Here is an 18180-nt window from a genome sequence, read left to right as displayed (position 1 = left end):
CCCCAACCCCTCACCCCAGCCCTCTCCCGGAGGGAGAGGGGGCCGATCGAGGTGTCTGGTTTATTGCTTCGACCTGAAATACCGCGTCGATTACGGATTCGGTGAAGCATTATCAGATCGGCGTATCTCTGCAGCATCCCCCAATCAGTCCCCTCTCCCTCTGGGAGAGGGTTAGGGTGAGGGGCTGTTCAAAACGTCAGAACGCCACAGAAGTCTGCACGTACACAGTGCGCGGCTCACCCACATACTTCCCCTTGTTGTTGTCATCGAACGACCGCGTGAAGTACTGCGTGTTGAAGATGTTCTTCACGCCCACCGCCACATTCAAATCCGACAGTTGCGGCCCAAAGTCGTAACCTGCACGGCTGCTGAACAGCATGTAGCCCGGGATCTTGCCGGTGCTGCCGTCAGCGCTTTCTTTTGAGGTATTGGCGTTGTCGGCGAACTGGTCGCTCTGGAAGCTGCTGTCCAGATTCAACTTCCACGGCCCTTCGGTATAACCGACGCCAACCGTGCCTTTGTGTTTGGAAGAGAACGGCACGCGATTACCCTTGTTCGGCCCATCTTCGCGGATGGACGCGTCAACATAGGCGTAGGAGGCATAGACGTCGAAGCCGGCCAGTGCCGGGCTCAAGTCATCGAGCGCGTAGTTGATGCTGGTCTCGATGCCTTGATGGCGAGTTTCGCCACGGGCGATCACCGAATCATTGGTCTGGTTGCTTTCGTACTGGTTGTCGAAGTTGATCAGGAACGCACCGATTTCCGCGCGCAATGCGCCGTTGTCATAGCGAGTGCCCAGTTCCCAGGTGCGGGCCTTCTCCGGTTTGACCTCACCACTGGTCACACGGTTGGGCATCTGGCTGTACTGCACGCTGCCGAACGAGCCTTCGGTGTTGGCGTACAGATTCCAGCTATCCGTCAGGTGATAAAGCACGTTCAACGCCGGCAGTGCGGTGTTGTAGTCGCCCTTGTATTTGACGTTGGTCAGGTTGTTGGTCTGCTGGGATTCGATCATCTCGTAGCGCACGCCCGGGGTGATCGTCCATTTGCCGATGTCGATACGGTCGTCGACGAAGAATGCATTGGCTTCGGTGCCGCCCCGAGTGTCGCGGTCGTTACGGCTGTTGGTGGTCGGGTATTCGTTGCTGGCGATCGGCGTGCGATAGCGCAATTCGTGGCCGGCCTCGTTGATGTAGCGGTAGCCGACGCCGACTTCATGGCTGGTCGGGCCGAGGTCGAAGCCTTGGGCGAAACGGGTTTCGAAACCGCGCACCCAATACTCGCGTGGCGACAGCGACAGGAACGTGCCCTGGTCCAGATAACCGCTGCGCAAGGTTTTGGTGAAGAACGTGTTGGCGGTGAATTCGCGGCGATCTTCCTGATAGCGATAACCAAAGTTGAACATCGTGCGACGGCCCCAGAACTGGTCTTTCGGGCGCGTCGATTGGTACGGATCGGCATCGTAATCAGCGACGTTCAAACCGCCGGGCATGTCCGCTTTACCTTCGTAATACTGGGCCATGGCGTTAAAGCTGTTGGCATCGTCGAGCTGATATTTGCCCTTGAGGATCAGGTCGTCGATTTCGGTGTCGCTGTGTTCGCGCCAGTCGCCACCGCGGGTGCCGGAATACAGAAGGGCGCCGCCCAGACCGTTGGCGTTGGTGCCGCCGGCCAGCAGATTGGCGTTGGTCTTGAAGCCGTCGTGGCTCGACGAAGGGCTGGTCTCGGTCTGAAAGCCCCCCTTGACCGTCGGCTCGTCAGGAATCGCGCGGGTAACGAAGTTGACGACGCCGCCGACGTTCTGCGGGCCGTAACGTACTGCACCGCCGCCGCGCACCACGTCCACGGCGTCCATGTTGCCCATGCTGATGGGCGCGAACGACAACTGCGGCTGACCGTAAGGGGCGAACGGCACCGGGATGCCGTCCATCAACACGGTCGAGCGTGCAGCCAGGCGCGGGTTCAAACCACGGATGCCGAAATTCAGCGCCATGTCATGGCTGCCGGTGCCGTTGTTTTCCGGAGCGTTGACGCCGGGGATACGGTTGAGCACATCGCGTGCCTGAGTCGCACCCTGGCGTTCGAACTCTTCGCGGCGGATCACGTCGCGTGCGCCGGGATGTTCAAACACGTTGATCTGCGCCGCGTCGCCGAGCCAGTCGCCGACGACTTTCGAGGTGTCCAGCTCCAGTGCTGCATCACTGACCGGTTGCAGGCTGAAAGCGTTGTTGCCCTCGGCGCGGGCTTGCAAACCGGTGCCTTCGAGCAATGCATCCAGACCTTGCTCGGTCGTGTAATTGCCTTCCAGACCACGGCTTTGCACGCCGCTGGTGACTTGCGAACCGAAAGAAATCAGCACCCCGGCTTCACGGCCGAACTGATTAAGGGCGTTTTCCAGCGAAGACGGTGCGATGTGATACGCCTTGGCATCGCTGGCCAGTGCGGCGGGCAGGGCGCTGAAGCTCAGGCTGGCGCCGAGGATGAGATTGCGCAGGCAGCGGGCCAGTGGCGTGAGGCGGGTGGGGTGCATGGTGGATGATCCTGAGAAGGTTGAATCAAGGGGGCTTTCCTTCTCTGTCACGCCAGATCTGAAAAACGGCTCATTTATTTTCAAGCTCAAAAGATCGCAGCCTTCGGCAGCTCCTACAGGGTGAACACAAATCCCATGTAGGAGCTGCCGCAGGCTGCGATCTTTTGATCTTGCCGTTAAACCCGCGCCTCAACATTGACCCAATAGCGGGTAAAGCGCTTCACCTTCACCGGCAAGCTGATTTCCAGCAGATCGAGAATCCGCTCACTGTCGTCCAGCGGATACGTCCCCGAGATCAGCAACCCGGCAACCTTGGCATCGCAATTGAGCTGCCCGCGCCGGTAGCGGCCAAGTTCTTCGAGGAAGTCGCCGAGGCGCATATGCGCGGCCACCAACATGCCGTCCGCCCAGGCACCACTGTTGGCGTCCAGTGGTTTGGCGTCGCTGGCGGCAGTCGTGGTGAAACTCAGTTGGCGAGCAACGGGCAGCAGTATCGGCGCGCGTTCGCTGGTGGCCAGTTCGGCTCGACCTGCAAACAGCGCAACCTGTGTGCGATCGGCAAATTGCCGCACATTGAGCCTTGCGCCCCGGGTTTTCAGAATGCCCTGCGCGGTGTGTATTTCGAACGATTGCGCGGCCGTCAGGAGAACTTCGCCTTCCAGCAAGCGGATCAAACGTTGATCGACGCGCACGTCTGCCGCACTGCCCGTGTTCAGTTGCAACTGATCGTCCGCCCCCAGCCCGATCTTGCGACGCTGGCCAATCGGGCTGCGGTAATCGGCGAGCAGCGACGGCAGCGGATTGTGCTCGCGCAGGCCCCAGGTAGCGGCAGAACCGGCACCGAGAATCAGCAGCAGTTTCAGTGCCTGACGTCGGCTGCCGGACTTCGGCCTGTTCAATGCCGCATGCGCCAGCGGTGAAGAAACACCGCGTAAACGCTGGTTGACTCGTTGAATGTGTTCCCACGCGCGGCGGTGCTCACTGTGGGCATCCAGCCACTGCTGCAACGCCAGTTGCTGGCGCGTGGTGAGCGCGCCTTGCTGCACTTCCATCAGCCAGTGCACCGCTTGTTCGGCCACTTGCGAGGAAAAATCCGGCGCTTGGTTCATAGCGCGAAATAGCAGCGCAGCGCCGCTTTGTTCAGATGACGTTTGACCGTGGCCACGGAAATATCCAGTTCGGCGGCGATCTGCGGGTAGGTCAGGCCATCGACCTGCGCCAATAGAAATGCGCGCTTGACCTGACGTGGCAGACCATCGAGCAACTGATCCAGATCGATCAGGGTTTGCAGGATGATTGCTTTGTCTTCTTCCGACGGCGCCATCACGTCCGGCATCTGCGCCAATGTTTCCAGATAGGCGCGCTCCAGATCCTGGCGGCGGTAGTGATTGAACAAAACCCGTTTGGCGAGGGTGGTGAGGAAGGCGCGTGGTTCGATGATCACCGTTGGCTCGCGCGCGGTGAGCACTTTGATAAAGGTGTCCTGCGCCAGATCCGCCGCGCTGTCCGGGCAGCCGAGCTTGCGCCGCAGCCAGCCGGTAAGCCAACTGTGGTGAGCCTGATAAAGCGATTCGACGGGATGGGCGGATGGCAACGGTAGTGCTCCGGGCGCTTTCGCTCTGCGGCAGAAAGCATGCGTTAGAGAACAAGAATGGTTCGCATTGTAGGGGCGCAGGTGGCTTGCCGGCAATCAGATGCTTTTGCATATGAGAATATTTATCATTAAACTCGATCGCCTGTTGGTTCGGCTTGTCGGCCGGACGTTTTTCGTTTCAGGGTCGAAACATGAAAGCCAAACTCGCCGCACTCCCGCTGTCCTATCGTCTGGCCGTTACCTCGCGGGTGCTGGCGGCGGTGTTTGGCGGCTATCTGGTCGCCGCGCTGGCCAGTGTCACCCTGACGATGTGGCTGCCATTGAGCCGCGCCGAAGCCGTAGTGACGGGCATGACCGTTTCCTTTCTGGTCTATCTGGTCGCGGTGCTTTGGTGTTTTGCCTGTCGCACGGCGTGGTCGGCATGGGTCGGTTTGCTGGTGCCGAGTGTGATTCTGGCGACCATTTCCGGCGCGGCGCGGGGGTTGGGTTTCGCATGAAAGAGGGTTTCCGCCAGGCCATGGCATGGCTGCACACCTGGACCGGGCTGGTGTTCGGCTGGTTGCTGTTTGCGATTTTCCTGACCGGAACCCTGGCTTACTTCAACGACGAAACCAGTCACTGGATGCAGCCGGAAATTCCCGCACGGCCGATCAATGCCGAGGCGAGCCTGACGCTGGCGCAGGATTATCTGCAGCAACACGCGGCCGGCGCCACGCGTTGGCTGATCGATTTGCCCAATGCCCGTGATCCCGGCCTGACCGTGCGTTGGCAACAGGCGCCAGCCAAACCCGGTGAGCGTGGCCGCTTCGAATCGAAAACCCTCGACGCGCAAACCGGTGCCCAGGTGCAGGGGCGCGAAAGCATGGGCGGCGAGTTCTTCTACCGCTTCCATTTTCAGCTGCAAATGCCTTATCCGTGGGGCCGCTGGCTGGCGACGATTGCCGCCATGGTGATGTTCGTCGCGCTGATCACCGGGATCATCACCCACAAAAAAATCTTCAAGGACTTCTTCACGTTCCGCCCGCGCAAGGGCCAGCGTTCCTGGCTCGACGGGCATAACGCCGTGGGCGTTCTGGTGCTGCCGTTTCACTTGATGATCACCTACAGCAGTCTGGTGATTTTCATGTCAATGGTCATGCCCGCGAGCATCGTGGCCTCTTATGGTGGCGACGTTCGCAAGTTCTACGATGAGGTTTTTCCTGCGTCGAAAACCCCGGAACGGGCCAACATTCCTGCCGCACTGGCACCGATGGCGCCGCTGCTGGCCAAGGCCAGCGAGCAATGGTCGGGTGGCACCACCGCACGACTGTCCGTGAGCAATCCGGGCGATGCAAATGCCACGGTGGTGTTGTCCCGCGCGGGCGATCGTGTGGTGCACGATTTCGGTCGCGCGGTGACCTTCAACGGTGTCACTGGGCAGATGCTCGGCAGCACGCCGGAGCAACCTGTGGCGATGGCCGTGAGTGGCGCGTTCTACGGTTTGCACATGGGCCATTTCGCCGGGCCGGTATTGCGCTGGTTGTATTTCATCTGCGGTCTGGCCGGTACGGCGATGATCGGCACCGGACTGGTGATCTGGCTCGGCAAGCGTCAGCTCAAGCACGCCAAGAGCGGCGTCATGCCGTTCGAATTGCGGCTGGTGGAAGTGCTGAACATTGCCAGCATGGCTGGGTTGGTGACGGCGGTGGCGGTGTTCTTCCTGGCCAATCGGCTGTTGCCCGTGAGTCTGGTCGGGCGTGCCGATTGGGAAGTGAATGCATTCTTTATCGCCTGGGGGTTGAGCGTCGTGCATGCGTTGTTGCGCCCGGGACGCAAAGCCTGGATTGAACAGCTAGCGTTGGGCGCCTTGCTGTTTATTGCGGTGCCTTTGATCAATGCGCTGACCACGCCGTGGAACCTTCGTGTAACGCTTGCGCAGGGCGATTGGGTGCTCGCCGGTTTCGACCTGACCTGTCTCGGAACAGGCGTTTTTCTGGCGTGGGCTGCGTGGAAAATGCAGCGCGTCGGCAACACCGTCAGCGTGAAAAAAACTCGTCGCGAGATGCCTCGGGCCGTCACGCTCGAGCAAGGGACAAACTGATGCTGCTGGCGCTATTGCTGTGCTACGCCGGGTTCACGGCATTGTGTCTGTCCATGCCTCGGCACCACGATGAATTGCTCGGCCATAAACCGTCGACGCGACGGGGTCAGGCCCTGAAGCTGGCGGGGTGGCTGCTGCTGGGTTTGTCGCTTTGGGCGGCCGTCAAAGCCAACGGCTGGAGTCTGGGCCTGGTCGATTGGTTCGCGGTGCTGATGCTCAGTGCGTTGGCGTTGGTGCTGTTGCTGCCGTATCGCCCGCGTCTGGCTTTGGCGCTGGCCGGTTTGAGTCTGTTGGCCAGTCCGGTCGCAGCCTGGGCGCAGTGCTGACGTGCTGATCGGTCATCCCCCGGAATCGCGCGACGACGAGCCGCTTGGCGCGCGTGCGCATTTTCTTCAGGTGTTCCTCTCCCAGCGTTCACAGATGGAAGCGCTGGTGAGCCGCCGCGTTGGCTGCCGGGCGACAGCGGCGGATCTGGTGCAGGATCTGTTTTTGCGTTTCTGGCGCCGGCCGCTGGTACAGGTCGAGGAACTCAGCACCTACCTGTTGCGCTGCGCCGGCAACATCGCCATCGACCATTTGCGCAGTGAAGGCACGCGGGTGCGCGTCAACGAAGGTTGGCAACCCGACGAGCCGGACAGCCACGGCAGCGAACCACAAGCAGCGCTCGAAGCCGGTAATGATCTGCGCCATGTCGAAGCGGCGTTGCGCGCCTTGCCCGAACGCACCCGGCAGATCTTTTTGCTCAATCGAATACACGGTCGCAAGTACGCGGACATCGCCAAAGCCATGGGCCTGTCCCAAAGCGCCGTGGAAAAACATATGATGCGCGCCCTCGAGGCCTGCAAGGCCAGCCTGCGCGAACCCGCGCCACGCACGCCAGGGAAAGCACCGTGAAGCACACCGACTGCGTCACTCCGACGCCCGCCCAGGAACAGGCCGCTTTTGCCTGGCTGAGCCTGTTGCATGATCGGCCCAGCGCAGGGGATCAACTCACGTTCAGCCAATGGCTGCGCGCCGACCCCGCCCATGCCGAGGCTTACGCCCAGGCGCAGGTAATCTGGGAATTGAGTGAAGGCCCGGCGAAAACGTTGGCGGATGAAGAGGCTTTCGCGCTGCAAGGCTATCTCAACGCCATGGATCGCCCGCGTCGCTCGCCGCTCTTGCGCTGGTCCGGCGGGTTGGCGATGGCCGCGTGTCTGTTGCTGATGATCAGCCTCGGAACGGGCTGGCAACCGCAGCGTTGGCTGGATGACCTCGATGCCGACTATGTTTCTGCACCGGGCGAAGTCCGCACTGTAATCCTCGCCGATCAATCGCAAGTGACACTGGACGCCGACAGTGCCATTGCCGTGGATTTCAGCCAGGGCAAGCGCCATGTACAGTTACGTCGCGGCGCCGGGTTTTTCAGCGTCACGCACACGGGCGATCCATTTGTGGTCGAGGCCGAGAAGGGCCAGGCGCGGGTGCTTGGGACGCAATTCGAAGTGCGTCTGCAACCCCATGGGGCGCAGGTGACGGTGTTGTCCGGGCGCGTCGGCGTGACGGCCGATGAAGGGGGCGAGCAGCAGATTCTCACCGCCGGCCAGCAAGTGGCTTACGGTGATGGGACTGCGGAAAAACTGCATGTCGTGGACAGCGAGGCGCAACTGGCCTGGCGCCAAGGCTGGCTGACTTACTACAAATCGACGCTGGCGGATGTGGTGCAGGATCTTCGCCGCTATTACCCGGGGCGCATTGTCTTGCTCAACGATGAGCTGGCGGCGCGCAGGGTCAGCGGCAGTTTTCCGAGCAAGGATCCGCAGGCAGTGCTCAATTCCCTGCAAGGAGTCATGGGGTTTGAGCAGCATCGGGTTTTGGGGCAGATGATTATTTTGCGCTGACAACAAAGTCAAAAGATCGCAGCCTTCGGCAGCTCCTACAGGGTGTACGCACATCTACTGTAGGAGCTGCCGAAGGCTGCGATCTTTTGATCTTGAAAATAATTTCAAAATTGTAGTGAGGTAAACCCGAGCCCCATCCGTGTAGTGACTGAAACTGCGAGTCATTCGCATCCGTTGCGGTTCTACACAGGTCATTGAGCAATGAAGTCCAGGGCAAAATCGGGTTCGGTCAAACAATGGTTGGGCGTTTCGGCGTTAAGTTTTTCGGCATTGGCGCTGTTGCCGATGAGCGTCGCGCTCGGCGCTGAAACTGTCAGCAGCCAGGCGCAAAAGCAATTCAATTTCGCATTGGCTGCCAAACCGTTGCCGCAAGCCCTTAGCGACTTCAGCCGTGTCACCGGGCAAAGCGTGGTCTACACCGATGAAGCGCCGTACGGCCTCACCGCGCCAGCCGTCAATGGACAGATGAATGCAGAACAAGCGCTGCAACGCCTGCTTGCCGGTTCCGGCCTGAGCTTTCGCCGCACCGACAGTCACACCCTGGCACTTGAGCCGCAGCCCACCGAAGGCGCGCTGAATCTGGGCGCCACCACCATCACCTCGATGCGCGATGAGTCGACGAGTTACCAGCCGCCGCCAACCAGTTCGGTGATGCGTTCCTCGGCCTCGCTTCAGGAAATCCCGCAGACCGTCAATGTCATCCCGGCGCAGGTCATTCGCGATCAGGCGCCGCGCAATCTCGACGACGCGCTGGCCAATGTCAGCGGCATCACCCAGGGCAACACGCTGGGCAGCACCCAGGATTCGGTGATGACCCGCGGCTTCGGTGATAACCGCAACGGCTCGATCATGCGCGACGGCATGCCGATCGTGCAGGGGCGTGGCATGAACGCCACGGTTGATCGCGTCGAAGTGCTCAAAGGCCCGGCCTCTTTGTTGTACGGTATTCAGGACCCGGGCGGCGTGGTCAATCTGGTCAGCAAGAAACCTGAACTGACGCAATACAACGCCTTGACCTACACCGGGTCGACCTATGGCGACGGCAAGAACGGCAGCGGCGGCACCTTCGACAGCACGGGCGCACTGGGCGATTCCGGGCTGGCCTATCGCATGGTGGTGGATCATGTCGACGAAGATTATTGGCGCAATTTCGGCACTCATCGGGAAACGTTGATCGCCCCTTCGCTGGCCTGGTATGGCGAACGTACTCAGCTGTTATTGGCTTATGAACATCGCGAATTTCTCACCCCGTTCGACCGTGGCACGCTGATCGATCCACGCACCAATCACCCGCTGGACATCTCGCGCAAGCAGCGTCTCGACGAGCCGTTCAACGACATGGAAGGGCGTTCGGATCTGTATCACTTCGAAGCCGATCACGAACTCAACGACGACTGGAAAGCCCACTTCGGCTACAGCTGGAACCGCGAAACCTACGACGCCAGCCAAGTCCGCGTGACCGCCATAAACACCCAAAACGGCACGCTGACCCGCAACATGGACGGCACCCACGGCGCGATCAGCACCGACCGTTTCACCACCGCCAGCCTTGAAGGCAAAGTCAACGTGCTGGGCATGCAGCATGACCTGGTGTTCGGCGTCGATGACGAGTACCGCAAGATCTACCGCGCCGACCTGATCCGCCAGAAAAGCCTGAGCACCTTCAGCTACACCAACCCGGTGTATGGGCGTGAAGTCGAGGGCTCCACGGTCAGCGCCGCCGACAGCGCTCAGACCGATGAACTGCGCAGCGACTCGGTCTTTTTGCAGGACTCCATCCACCTCAACGACCAGTGGATTCTGGTCGCCGGCGGGCGTTTTCAGGAATACGACCAGTACGCCGGCAAAGGCGTGCCGTTCAAGGCCAACACCGACAGCAACGGGCAAAAGTGGGTGCCACGCGCCGGTCTGGTGTATCGCTATACCGACGAGTTGTCGTTCTACGGCAGCTACACCGAATCGTTCAAACCCAACTCGACCATCGCCCCGCTGAGCGGCAGCAGCACCGTGCTCGACGGCAGCATCGCACCGGAAGAAGCGAAGTCGTGGGAGCTGGGTGCGCGGCTGGATATGCCGGGGCGCATCACCGGCAATATCGCGCTGTTCGACATCAAGAAACGCAATGTGCTGGTGGCCAATTCCGAAGGCCCGACGACGATTTACAGCGCGGCCGGTGAAGTGCGCTCCCGGGGTCTGGAAGTGGACATGACCGGTCAGTTGAGCGACCGCTGGAGCATGATCGGCAGCTACGCCTACACCGATGCCGAAGTCACCGAAGACCCGGAATACAAGGGCAAGCGTTTGCAAAACGTGGCTAAGAACAGCGGCTCATTGTCGGCGGTGTATGACTTCGGCAGCGTGATCGGCGGCGATCAGTTGCGCGTTGGCGCCGGGGCGCGCTACGTCGGTGAGCGGGCGGGTAACGCGGTGAATGATTTCGATCTGCCGAGCTACACCGTGGCCGACGCTTTCGCCACTTACGACACCAAAATCGAAGGGCAGAAGGTCAAGTTCCAGCTCAACGTGAAGAACCTGTTCGACCGCACTTATTACACCTCGTCGGCGAGCCGGTTCTTTGTGTCGATGGGGGATTCGCGGCAGGTTTCTTTGTCCAGCACCCTGGAGTTCTGATCCGCAACCGCGTCATGGTTCATCGCTGGCAAGCCAGTTCCCGCAAGGATCTGGGGCGAGCACATATTTCTTGAGCGACTGAAGACTTTGTGGGAGCTGGCTAGCCAGCGATGAGGCCCTGACAGACAGCGAAAATCACTGATCTAACGCAAAAACGCCTGCCGATATTCGCCGGGCGTCCCACCCAACACCTGCCTGAAACGATTGGTGAAATGACTCGCACTGGCAAACCCGCACGCCAGTGCAATCTCTCCCAGCGGCAATGCCGTCCCCCGCAACAACTCCCGCGCCCGACTCAAGCGCCGGGCCAGCACGTATTGATGCGGCGGCAGGCCGAAGCTCATGCGAAACATTCGCGCAAAGTGATACTCCGACAATGCGCACAAACCGGCCAGTTGCCCGAGGCTGATCGGCTCGGCCAACTGACTGTCGATGAAGTCCACCAGTTGCCGGCGCTGGTGCGGTGCCAGCCCGCCTTTCAAACGTAAACCCTGCCGGGCACCGACCTGACTGAGCAAGGTATGACTGATCAATTCATGGGCGATGCTGCTGGTCAGCAAACGTTCGGCGGGCTCGTCCCAGTTCAGGTTCAGCAATTGCCGAAAGCGCTGCGCTTGCTGCGGGTCTTCGAGGAAGGTCTGCTCGCGCAGTTGCATCTCGCGCGGCTCGCGATCAAGCAACGTCACACAACCGAGGGCAAATTGTTCGGCGCTGAAATACAGGTGCGCCAGGCGGATATCGCCATTGATCACCCAGCCTGATTCGTGATCCGCCGGCAGGATGCACAACTTGTCCGGCCCGCCCTTGTGGCCCGGCTGACCGCGACGAAACGTGCCAGTGCCACCGGCGATATAGCACGAGAGGGTGTGATGGCTCGGCGCTTCGTATTCCTGGGCGTCGTGGTGATTGGTCCACAGGGCCGCAGACAAACCGTCACCGAGCTCGGCGCTGTGCACAAGGCATGCGTTCGGCGAGCGGTTAAGTGCCTGGAAGACTTGCAGGTTTTCGATGGCGGCCATGATCGGTTCTCTTCAACGACTTGCATCCTACTCCGTCGCCTTCGCGCTGCCAGCCAGTCGGCCGACAAAAGCGCAAGTTTATGCAAGCGCGGCCTCCAGGCCGCAACGGACACTGAAAATCAATTGAGGAGTGTCCGTCATGAACCTGTCGTTGTATCTGTTGACCGTGCTGATCTGGGGCACCACCTGGATTGCCTTGAAATGGCAATTGGGCGTGGTGGAGATTCCCGTTTCGATCGTCTATCGCTTTGGCCTGGCCGCGCTGGTGCTGTTTGCGCTGTTGCTGCTCAGCCGACGGTTGCAACCGATGAACCGGCGCGGGCACCTGATCTGCGTGGCGCAGGGCGTGTGTCTGTTCTGCGTCAACTTCATGTGCTTTTTGACCGCCAGCCAATGGATTCCCAGCGGTCTGGTGGCGGTGGTGTTTTCCACCGCCACCTTATGGAATGCGCTCAATGCACGGGTGTTCTTCGGTCAGCGCATTGCCCGCAATGTGCTGATGGGTGGGGGATTGGGGTTGTTCGGCCTGGGCCTGTTGTTCTGGCCGGAACTGGCCGGCCATCAGGCTACGCCGCAAACCTTGCTCGGTCTTGGCCTGGCACTGTGCGGTACGTTGTGTTTCTCGGCGGGTAACATGCTCTCGAGCCTGCAACAGAAGGCCGGGCTCAAACCGCTGACCACCAACGCCTGGGGCATGGCTTACGGTGCCGCGATGCTGTCTGTGTGGTGTCTGGTCAAAGGCATCCCGTTCGAAATGGACTGGAGCCCGCGATATGTCGGTGCGTTGTTGTACCTGGTGATTCCCGGCTCGGTGATTGGCTTCACCGCCTACCTGACGTTGGTCGGGCGAATGGGGCCCGAACGTGCAGCGTATTGCACAGTGCTGTTCCCGGTGGTGGCGCTGAACGTTTCGGCATTTGCCGAAGGTTATCAATGGACGGCGCCGGCGCTGGCGGGCCTGGTATTGGTGATGCTGGGCAATGTGCTGGTGTTTCGCAAACCACGCACATCCGTATTGCCGAGCCAGGGCAAACTGGCCTGAAACCCGTGAGCGCTGCGCGTTCAGCGCTCAACTTTTAGGGGTGGCGGTCAGGTTGCAAGTCAGGTGTTTCGGGAAAATGAACGGGCAAGTGCTGCAGAGCACTCGCCCTGTTTTTTATCCGCGCCAGACCTGCGGGTTGACCAGATCCTGCGGGCGTTCGCCGAGCAGCGCGCTGCGCAGGTTGGCGAGGGCGCGATTGGCCATGGCTTCGCGGGTTTCATGGGTGGCCGAGCCGATGTGTGGCAAGGTCACGGCGTTTTTCAGCTGGAACAGTGGCGACTCGGCCAGCGGTTCTTTTTCGTAGACGTCGAGGCCGGCACCGCGGATGCGGTTGTTTTGCAGCGCCTCGATCAGTGCCGGTTCATCGACCACCGGGCCACGGGAAATGTTGACCAGAATCGCGCTCGGCTTCATCAGGGCCAGTTCACGATGGCTGATCAGGTGGCGGGTCTTGTCACTGAGTGGCACCACCAGGCAGACGAAGTCGGCTTCGGCCAGGAGTTGGTCGAGGCTGCGAAATTGTGCGCCGAGTTCTTGCTCAAGCTCGGTTTTGCGGCTGTTGCCGCTGTAGATGATCGGCATGTTGAAACCGAACCGACCCCGGCGGGCGACGGCGGCGCCGATGTTACCCATGCCGACGATGCCGAGGGTTTTGCCGTGGACGTCGCAGCCAAACAGCGGGGCGCCGACGCTGGCTTGCCATTGGCCGGCCTTGGTCCAGGCGTCGAGTTCGGCGACGCGGCGAGCGCTGCTCATGATCAGGGTGAAGGCGAGGTCGGCGGTGCTTTCAGTGAGCACGTCCGGGGTGTTGGTGAGCATGATCCCGCGTTCGTTGAAGTAGTCGAGGTCGTAGTTGTCGTAGCCGACCGACACGCTTGAGACCACTTCGAGTTTGGCGGCGGTTTCGAGTTGGGCCTTGCCGAGTTTGCGGCCGACGCCGATGAGGCCATGGGCGTGGGGCAGGGCTTCGTTGAATTGGGCGTTGATGTCACCGGCCTTCGGGTTGGGGACGATGACGTCGAACTCTTGTTGCAGGCGTTCGATCATGGCTGGGGTGATGCGGCTGAAGGCCAGGACTGTTTTTTTCATCGTTTTTGGCTCTTGTTCGGGCTTGATGCCAAGCAAGCTAACATTTTTTGTTTTGGGGTGTCTTGGCGGCCTCTGGGCCGACCAGGGTTTGGTGGGGGGGGCATATCCGTTTTGTTTGTTATGGCGGCTTGAGGTTTCGCCCTTACGGCGACTCACTTTTTTTACAAACGCCTAAAAAAAGTAAGCAAAAAAACGCTTGCTCCTACGTGCGGCCCGCTCGCTGGGGCTCGGGGTTCCTTCGCTCCGGGATTGATCCGGGGGCATCGCTTCCGGTTTGCTTCGCTGCACCTCCTTTCGATGTGTTTGGCTTCGCCAAACGGTCGCTGCGCTCCCACCCCCGGATCAATCCCTCCGCTCAGCCTTCCGACGTCGCCCGTGGATCAAGATCAAGAGCTGCAGCCGAGCTAACGCTCATCCTGTTGAGTGGGGCGGCATTCGCCGCGTGCGGGTTGTCCTTGCCTCCTTTGTAGGAGCTGCCGAAGGCTGCGATCTTTTGATCTTGCTGTTGCTTTTGTGTGGAGCTGGCTTGCCAGCGATGGCGGCCTGACAGCCGACCGGTCTTTGGCGGGTGTACTCCTTTCAAATGTCGGAGCTGGCTTGCCAGCGATGGCGGCCTGACAGCCGATCGATTTTTAGCAGGTTGTATGCGATTCACATTGTAGGAGTGAGCCTGCAATCGCGAGCAGGCTCACTCCTGCAAGGGGTCAGCTGTGTGGCGCGGGTTGGGGGATGTCGACGTTATCCAGGACGCGATTCACGGCCAGTTCCGCCAGCATGATGATCTGCTGAATCGCCAGTATTGTGCGGCGTTGCGGGAGGTCGACGTAGGCGGCGATGTCGCTGGTCATGAGGCTGGCTTGTGCCAGTGATTCGCAGGCGTGGACCAGCAGGCTTTCGTTGTCTTGATCGGGCGCGACCTGGAACATGGTGCTCGGTTTGTGGAAGCGCAGGGTCAGGGCATTGGGTTTGAGGTAGTGGTCGAGGGCGCGCTCGGCGGCTTCGTGAAATTTCTTCGAATCGGGGGATTCGTAGGGGGAGGTGTTGTCGATTTCTGGTGGGTTTGGTGTCGGCTTTTTCAAGGTGAAACTCCATTCGGGATGTGGAGTTCGCCAGACGCTGCGACCAAGCAGAAGGGTGGCGAACCGTACGCGGGTTGGTCGACCAGGGAATGGAAACCCGGCAGGGCCGAGGCCCTCCCACGCACAGCTCGCCATTAAGCAAGCTTGAAAAGTGCGCCATTCTAAACCCGGACGACCAAGTCCGGTCGCTGATTCGTCAGCGACACCCAAAGCCTATCCACCGCACTTCCGACGGACAACCTTCAAAACACGTCGGAAACTTCCGCGAAAACCCGGAAATGTAGGAGCTGCCGTAGGCTGCGATCTTGTGATTTTTAAACATCAAGGTCAAAAGATCGCAGCCTGCGGCAGCTCCTACAGGTTTCACGGTGTGTTGAAAATCAATTGGCGACGCGCGCTCCGGCGAGGCTGCCGCTGAGCTCATAGGCCGACAATTCTGCTTGATGCGCTGCGAGAATTTCCGGCAGCGAGCCGCGCAGATACTCGACCCACGTTTTGATCTTTGCATCCAGATATTGGCGCGACGGGTAGATCGCGTACAGGTTCAGTTCCTGCGAGCGGTAGTTCGGCATCACCCGCACCAGCGTGCCGTTGCGCAGGCCTTCGATGGCGGCGTACACCGGCAGGACGCCGACGCCCATGCCGCTGATGATTGCGGTTTTCATCGCGTCAGCGGAGTTCACCAGGAATGGCGAGCTGTTGATGGTGACCATTTCCTGACCTTCCGGGCCGTCGAACGCCCATTTCTCCAGCGGGATCACCGGGCTGACCAGGCGCAGGCAGGCGTGGTTGAGCAGGTCGCTGGGCTTTTGCGCGCAGCCGTTGGCTTTCACGTAGGCAGGTGAGGCGCAAACGATGCTGTAGGTGATGCCCAGACGCTGCGAGACGAAGCCCGAGTCCGGCAGTTCGCGCGCCAGGACGATGGAGACGTCGTAGCCTTCATCGAGCAGGTCTGGCACGCGGTTGGCCATGGTCAGGTCGAAGGTCACGTCGGGGTGTGTCTTGCGATAGCGGGCGATGGCGTCGATGACGAAGTGCTGGCCGATGCCGGTCATGGTGTGCACTTTCAGCTGTCCGGCCGGACGGGCGTGGGCTTGGCTGGCTTCTGCCTCGGCTTCTTCGACGTAGGCGAGGATCTGTTCGCAGCGCAGCAGATAACGCTTGCCGGCCTCGGTCAGGGCGATGCGCCGGGTCGTGCGGTTGAGCAGTCGGGTTTGCAGGTGGGCTTCAAGGTTGGAGACCGCGCGCGAAACGTTGGCGGTGGTGGTGTCGAGTTGCACGGCGGCGGCGGTGAAGCTGCCGGCTTCGGCCACGCAACTGAAGGCGCGCATGTTTTGCAAAGTGTCCATGGGGTGCTCTCAAGGGAGATGGCAAATTGTGACACGAAGTTTCAGGGTCGAAACCCCCGACCAAGGGATTATCTCGTTAACGGTAACAAAGATTCACAGGATTCCCAGCTTATCGCGGCCAAGGCGCCCACCTAGAATTGCGCCGTTCCCTGTAGGAGCTGCCGCAGGCTGCGATTTTTTGATTTTGTTTTAAGGGATCAAGATCAAAAGATCGCAGCCTGCGGCAGCTCCTACAGAGTGAGTAAGCCCCGCCATATCCCCTTCTCAGGAATTCGCAGCTGTGCCGCGTCGCATCAACAGAGCGCTTTTGCCGCTCAGTGTTCTGGCTTTCGCCCTGGGTCTCAGCGGCTGCTTATCAACCGAAGGTATTTCCCCGCAGGGCAAAGCACTGCAAGCCAATGCACTGGCCACCGACGACGCCATCGCCCACGCCGCCCGTGACGCCAATTGGCCCGCCGCACAATGGTGGCAAGCCTACGGCGACCCGCAACTGAACCGCTGGATCGACCTCGCCGTACAAGGCAGCCCGAGTATGGCCATAGCCGCCGCGCGAGTACGTCAAGCCAAAGCCATGGCCGGTGTCGCTGAAGCAGCCGAGTCATTGCTGATCAATGGCGAGTCGACGCTCAAGCGCCACAACTGGCCGACTGATCAGTTCTACGGCCCGGGCGAGCTGGCCAATACCACCACTTGGGACAACAACGCCGCGCTGGGTTTCAGCTACGCCCTCGACCTTTGGGGCCGCGAAAGCAATACCAGCGAACGGGCGGTGGATCTGGCGCACATGAGCGTTGCCGAGGCGCGGTTGGCGCAGTTGGAGTTGCAGAACAACATCGTGCGCGCCTACATCGCGCTGTCGCTGCATTACGCCCAGCGCGACATCGTCGCGGCCACGCTTGCGCAGCAACAGCAGATTCTCGATCTGGCGCAAAAGCGTCTGGACGGCGGGATCGGCACGCACTTTGAAGTCAGCCAGGCGCAAACGCCGTTGCCGGAGACCCATCGGCAACTCGATGCGCTGGACGAAGAGATCGCCCTCAGTCGCAATCAGCTCGCCGCACTGGCAGGCAAAGGGCCGGGGGCGGGCGCGCAATTGCAGCGGCCGACGCTGTCCCTTGGTGCGGCGCTGAAGCTGCCTTCGGCACTGCCCGCGCAATTGCTCGGGCAGCGTCCGGATGTGGTCGCCAGCCGCTGGCAAGTGGCGGCGCAGGCGCGTGGCATCGATGTGGCGCACGCCGGTTTTTATCCCAACGTCGACCTGGTCGGCAGCCTCGGTTTCATGGCCACTGGCGGTGGGGCGCTGGAGTTTTTGACCGGCAAGAAACTCAATTACAACGTGGGCCCGGCAATCTCGTTACCGATTTTCGATGGCGGGCGACTGCGTGCCGAACTGGGTGAAGCGTCGGCCGGTTATGACATCGCTGTGGCGCATTACAACCAGACACTGGTGAATGCGCTCAAGAATATTTCCGACCAGTTGATTCGCCGTGAGTCGATGGACAAGCAGCAAGGGTTCGCCGCCGAATCCGTGGCCACCGCGCAGAAGACTTACGACATCGCGATGATCGCTTATCAGCGCGGCCTCACCGATTACCTCAACGTGCTCAACGCACAAACGTTGCTGTTCAAACAGCAGCAAGTGCAACAGCAGGTGCAGGCGGCACGCTTGAGTGCGCATGCGCAATTGGTGACGGCGCTGGGTGGTGGGCTGGGTGCGGGGAATGACGTGCCGAGTGCCGAAAAAACCCAAGCCCCGAAAACCCCGGCTCTCCTGCATTGAACACACGACCCAATGTGGGAGCGAGCCTGCTCGCGAAAGCGGTTTATCAGTCGACATCGACGTTGAATATGAAAACGCATTCGCGAGCAGGCTCGCTCCCACAGGTT

Annotated in this window: 15 protein-coding genes; 8 read left to right on the top strand and 7 right to left on the bottom strand. The window is 60.6% G+C overall.

Going from position 1 to position 18180, the window contains the following annotated elements:
• Positions 1–196: 196 nt before the first annotated feature.
• From fecA to AB4P92_RS10495, 3 genes are all read right to left on the bottom strand, one after another.
• A complete protein-coding gene (fecA, locus tag AB4P92_RS10505) occupies positions 197–2530 on the bottom strand; it encodes a TonB-dependent Fe(3+) dicitrate receptor FecA (protein ID WP_395599341.1) in 2334 nt (777 codons plus the stop codon).
• 176 nt (positions 2531–2706) lie between these two features.
• On the bottom strand, positions 2707–3639 hold the full coding sequence (locus AB4P92_RS10500; RefSeq protein ID WP_395599340.1) for a DUF4880 domain-containing protein: 933 nt from the start codon (positions 3637–3639) through the stop codon (positions 2707–2709).
• Entirely contained in the window at positions 3636–4124 is a 489-nt protein-coding gene (locus tag AB4P92_RS10495; RefSeq protein ID WP_395599339.1) for a sigma-70 family RNA polymerase sigma factor, read from the bottom strand. Before AB4P92_RS10495 ends, AB4P92_RS10500 begins: the two co-directional genes overlap by 4 nt.
• A gap of 191 nt (positions 4125–4315) precedes the next feature.
• On the opposite strand from AB4P92_RS10495, the gene AB4P92_RS10490 reads away from it, so the two are divergent.
• The 6 genes from AB4P92_RS10490 to AB4P92_RS10465 all read left to right on the top strand — a co-directional run bounded on the left by AB4P92_RS10490 (position 4316) and on the right by AB4P92_RS10465 (position 10715).
• A complete protein-coding gene (locus AB4P92_RS10490; RefSeq protein ID WP_042557726.1) occupies positions 4316–4621 on the top strand; it encodes a DUF3649 domain-containing protein in 306 nt (101 codons plus the stop codon).
• A complete protein-coding gene (locus tag AB4P92_RS10485) occupies positions 4618–6204 on the top strand; it encodes a PepSY-associated TM helix domain-containing protein (RefSeq protein ID WP_395599338.1) in 1587 nt (528 codons plus the stop codon). The genes AB4P92_RS10490 and AB4P92_RS10485 overlap by 4 nt, the downstream gene beginning before the upstream one ends.
• Positions 6204–6530, top strand: a complete 327-nt coding sequence (locus AB4P92_RS10480; protein WP_200611070.1) for a DUF3325 domain-containing protein — start codon at positions 6204–6206, stop codon at positions 6528–6530. Before AB4P92_RS10485 ends, AB4P92_RS10480 begins: the two co-directional genes overlap by 1 nt.
• Position 6531: 1 nt before the next feature.
• Complete coding sequence (locus AB4P92_RS10475) at positions 6532–7098, top strand: RNA polymerase sigma factor (RefSeq protein ID WP_042557729.1); 567 nt, start codon at positions 6532–6534, stop codon at positions 7096–7098.
• Complete coding sequence (locus AB4P92_RS10470; RefSeq protein WP_395599337.1) at positions 7095–8084, top strand: FecR family protein; 990 nt, start codon at positions 7095–7097, stop codon at positions 8082–8084. Before AB4P92_RS10475 ends, AB4P92_RS10470 begins: the two co-directional genes overlap by 4 nt.
• 201 nt (positions 8085–8285) lie before the next feature.
• Positions 8286–10715, top strand: coding sequence for a TonB-dependent siderophore receptor (locus tag AB4P92_RS10465; RefSeq protein ID WP_395599336.1), 2430 nt, complete (start codon positions 8286–8288; stop codon positions 10713–10715).
• A gap of 143 nt (positions 10716–10858) precedes the next feature.
• Here AB4P92_RS10465 and AB4P92_RS10460 read toward each other — a convergent pair whose 3' ends face one another.
• Positions 10859–11734 (bottom strand): AraC family transcriptional regulator, encoded by an 876-nt coding sequence (locus AB4P92_RS10460; protein WP_200611064.1) that lies wholly within the window; start codon positions 11732–11734, stop codon positions 10859–10861.
• Positions 11735–11873: 139 nt separating this feature from the next.
• Between AB4P92_RS10460 and AB4P92_RS10455 the strand changes: the two genes are divergently transcribed.
• Positions 11874–12776: a DMT family transporter gene (locus AB4P92_RS10455; protein ID WP_042557733.1), complete on the top strand. Its 903-nt coding sequence runs from the start codon at positions 11874–11876 to the stop codon at positions 12774–12776.
• Positions 12777–12890: 114 nt separating this feature from the next.
• On the opposite strand, the gene AB4P92_RS10450 is transcribed toward AB4P92_RS10455, so the two are convergent.
• From AB4P92_RS10450 to AB4P92_RS10440, 3 genes are all read right to left on the bottom strand, one after another.
• A complete protein-coding gene (locus AB4P92_RS10450; protein WP_042557734.1) occupies positions 12891–13865 on the bottom strand; it encodes a D-glycerate dehydrogenase in 975 nt (324 codons plus the stop codon).
• A gap of 704 nt (positions 13866–14569) precedes the next feature.
• The gene (locus AB4P92_RS10445) at positions 14570–14944 is read right to left on the bottom strand and encodes a DUF6124 family protein (protein ID WP_210624717.1); all 375 of its coding nucleotides are present in this window, start codon (positions 14942–14944) and stop codon (positions 14570–14572) included.
• 380 nt (positions 14945–15324) lie between these two features.
• The gene (locus AB4P92_RS10440; protein WP_042557736.1) at positions 15325–16293 is read right to left on the bottom strand and encodes a LysR family transcriptional regulator; all 969 of its coding nucleotides are present in this window, start codon (positions 16291–16293) and stop codon (positions 15325–15327) included.
• 280 nt (positions 16294–16573) lie between these two features.
• Here AB4P92_RS10440 and AB4P92_RS10435 point away from each other — a divergent pair, with 280 nt between their 5' ends.
• On the top strand, positions 16574–18073 hold the full coding sequence (locus tag AB4P92_RS10435) for an efflux transporter outer membrane subunit (RefSeq protein ID WP_395599335.1): 1500 nt from the start codon (positions 16574–16576) through the stop codon (positions 18071–18073).
• The last annotated feature ends 107 nt before the right edge of the window (positions 18074–18180 follow it).

Origin of the sequence: Pseudomonas sp. A0308 (assembly GCF_044218815.1) — a bacterium.
GTDB lineage: Bacteria > Pseudomonadota > Gammaproteobacteria > Pseudomonadales > Pseudomonadaceae > Aquipseudomonas > Aquipseudomonas iridis.
This window is presented reverse-complemented; position numbering and strand designations above follow the sequence as displayed.

Bases quoted from the DNA above. Each gene is read 5' to 3' on its own strand.
- fecA (WP_395599341.1), bottom strand. From the start codon at position 2,530: ATGCACCCCACCCGCCTCACGCCACTGGCCCGCTGCCTGCGCAATCTC.
- AB4P92_RS10500 (WP_395599340.1), bottom strand. From the start codon at position 3,639: ATGAACCAAGCGCCGGATTTTTCCTCGCAAGTGGCCGAACAAGCGGTG.
- AB4P92_RS10490 (WP_042557726.1), top strand. From the start codon at position 4,316: ATGAAAGCCAAACTCGCCGCACTCCCGCTGTCCTATCGTCTGGCCGTT.
- AB4P92_RS10485 (WP_395599338.1), top strand. From the start codon at position 4,618: ATGAAAGAGGGTTTCCGCCAGGCCATGGCATGGCTGCACACCTGGACC.
- AB4P92_RS10480 (WP_200611070.1), top strand. From the start codon at position 6,204: ATGCTGCTGGCGCTATTGCTGTGCTACGCCGGGTTCACGGCATTGTGT.
- AB4P92_RS10465 (WP_395599336.1), top strand. From the start codon at position 8,286: ATGAAGTCCAGGGCAAAATCGGGTTCGGTCAAACAATGGTTGGGCGTT.
- AB4P92_RS10460 (WP_200611064.1), bottom strand. From the start codon at position 11,734: ATGGCCGCCATCGAAAACCTGCAAGTCTTCCAGGCACTTAACCGCTCG.
- AB4P92_RS10455 (WP_042557733.1), top strand. From the start codon at position 11,874: ATGAACCTGTCGTTGTATCTGTTGACCGTGCTGATCTGGGGCACCACC.
- AB4P92_RS10450 (WP_042557734.1), bottom strand. From the start codon at position 13,865: ATGAAAAAAACAGTCCTGGCCTTCAGCCGCATCACCCCAGCCATGATC.
- AB4P92_RS10440 (WP_042557736.1), bottom strand. From the start codon at position 16,293: ATGGACACTTTGCAAAACATGCGCGCCTTCAGTTGCGTGGCCGAAGCC.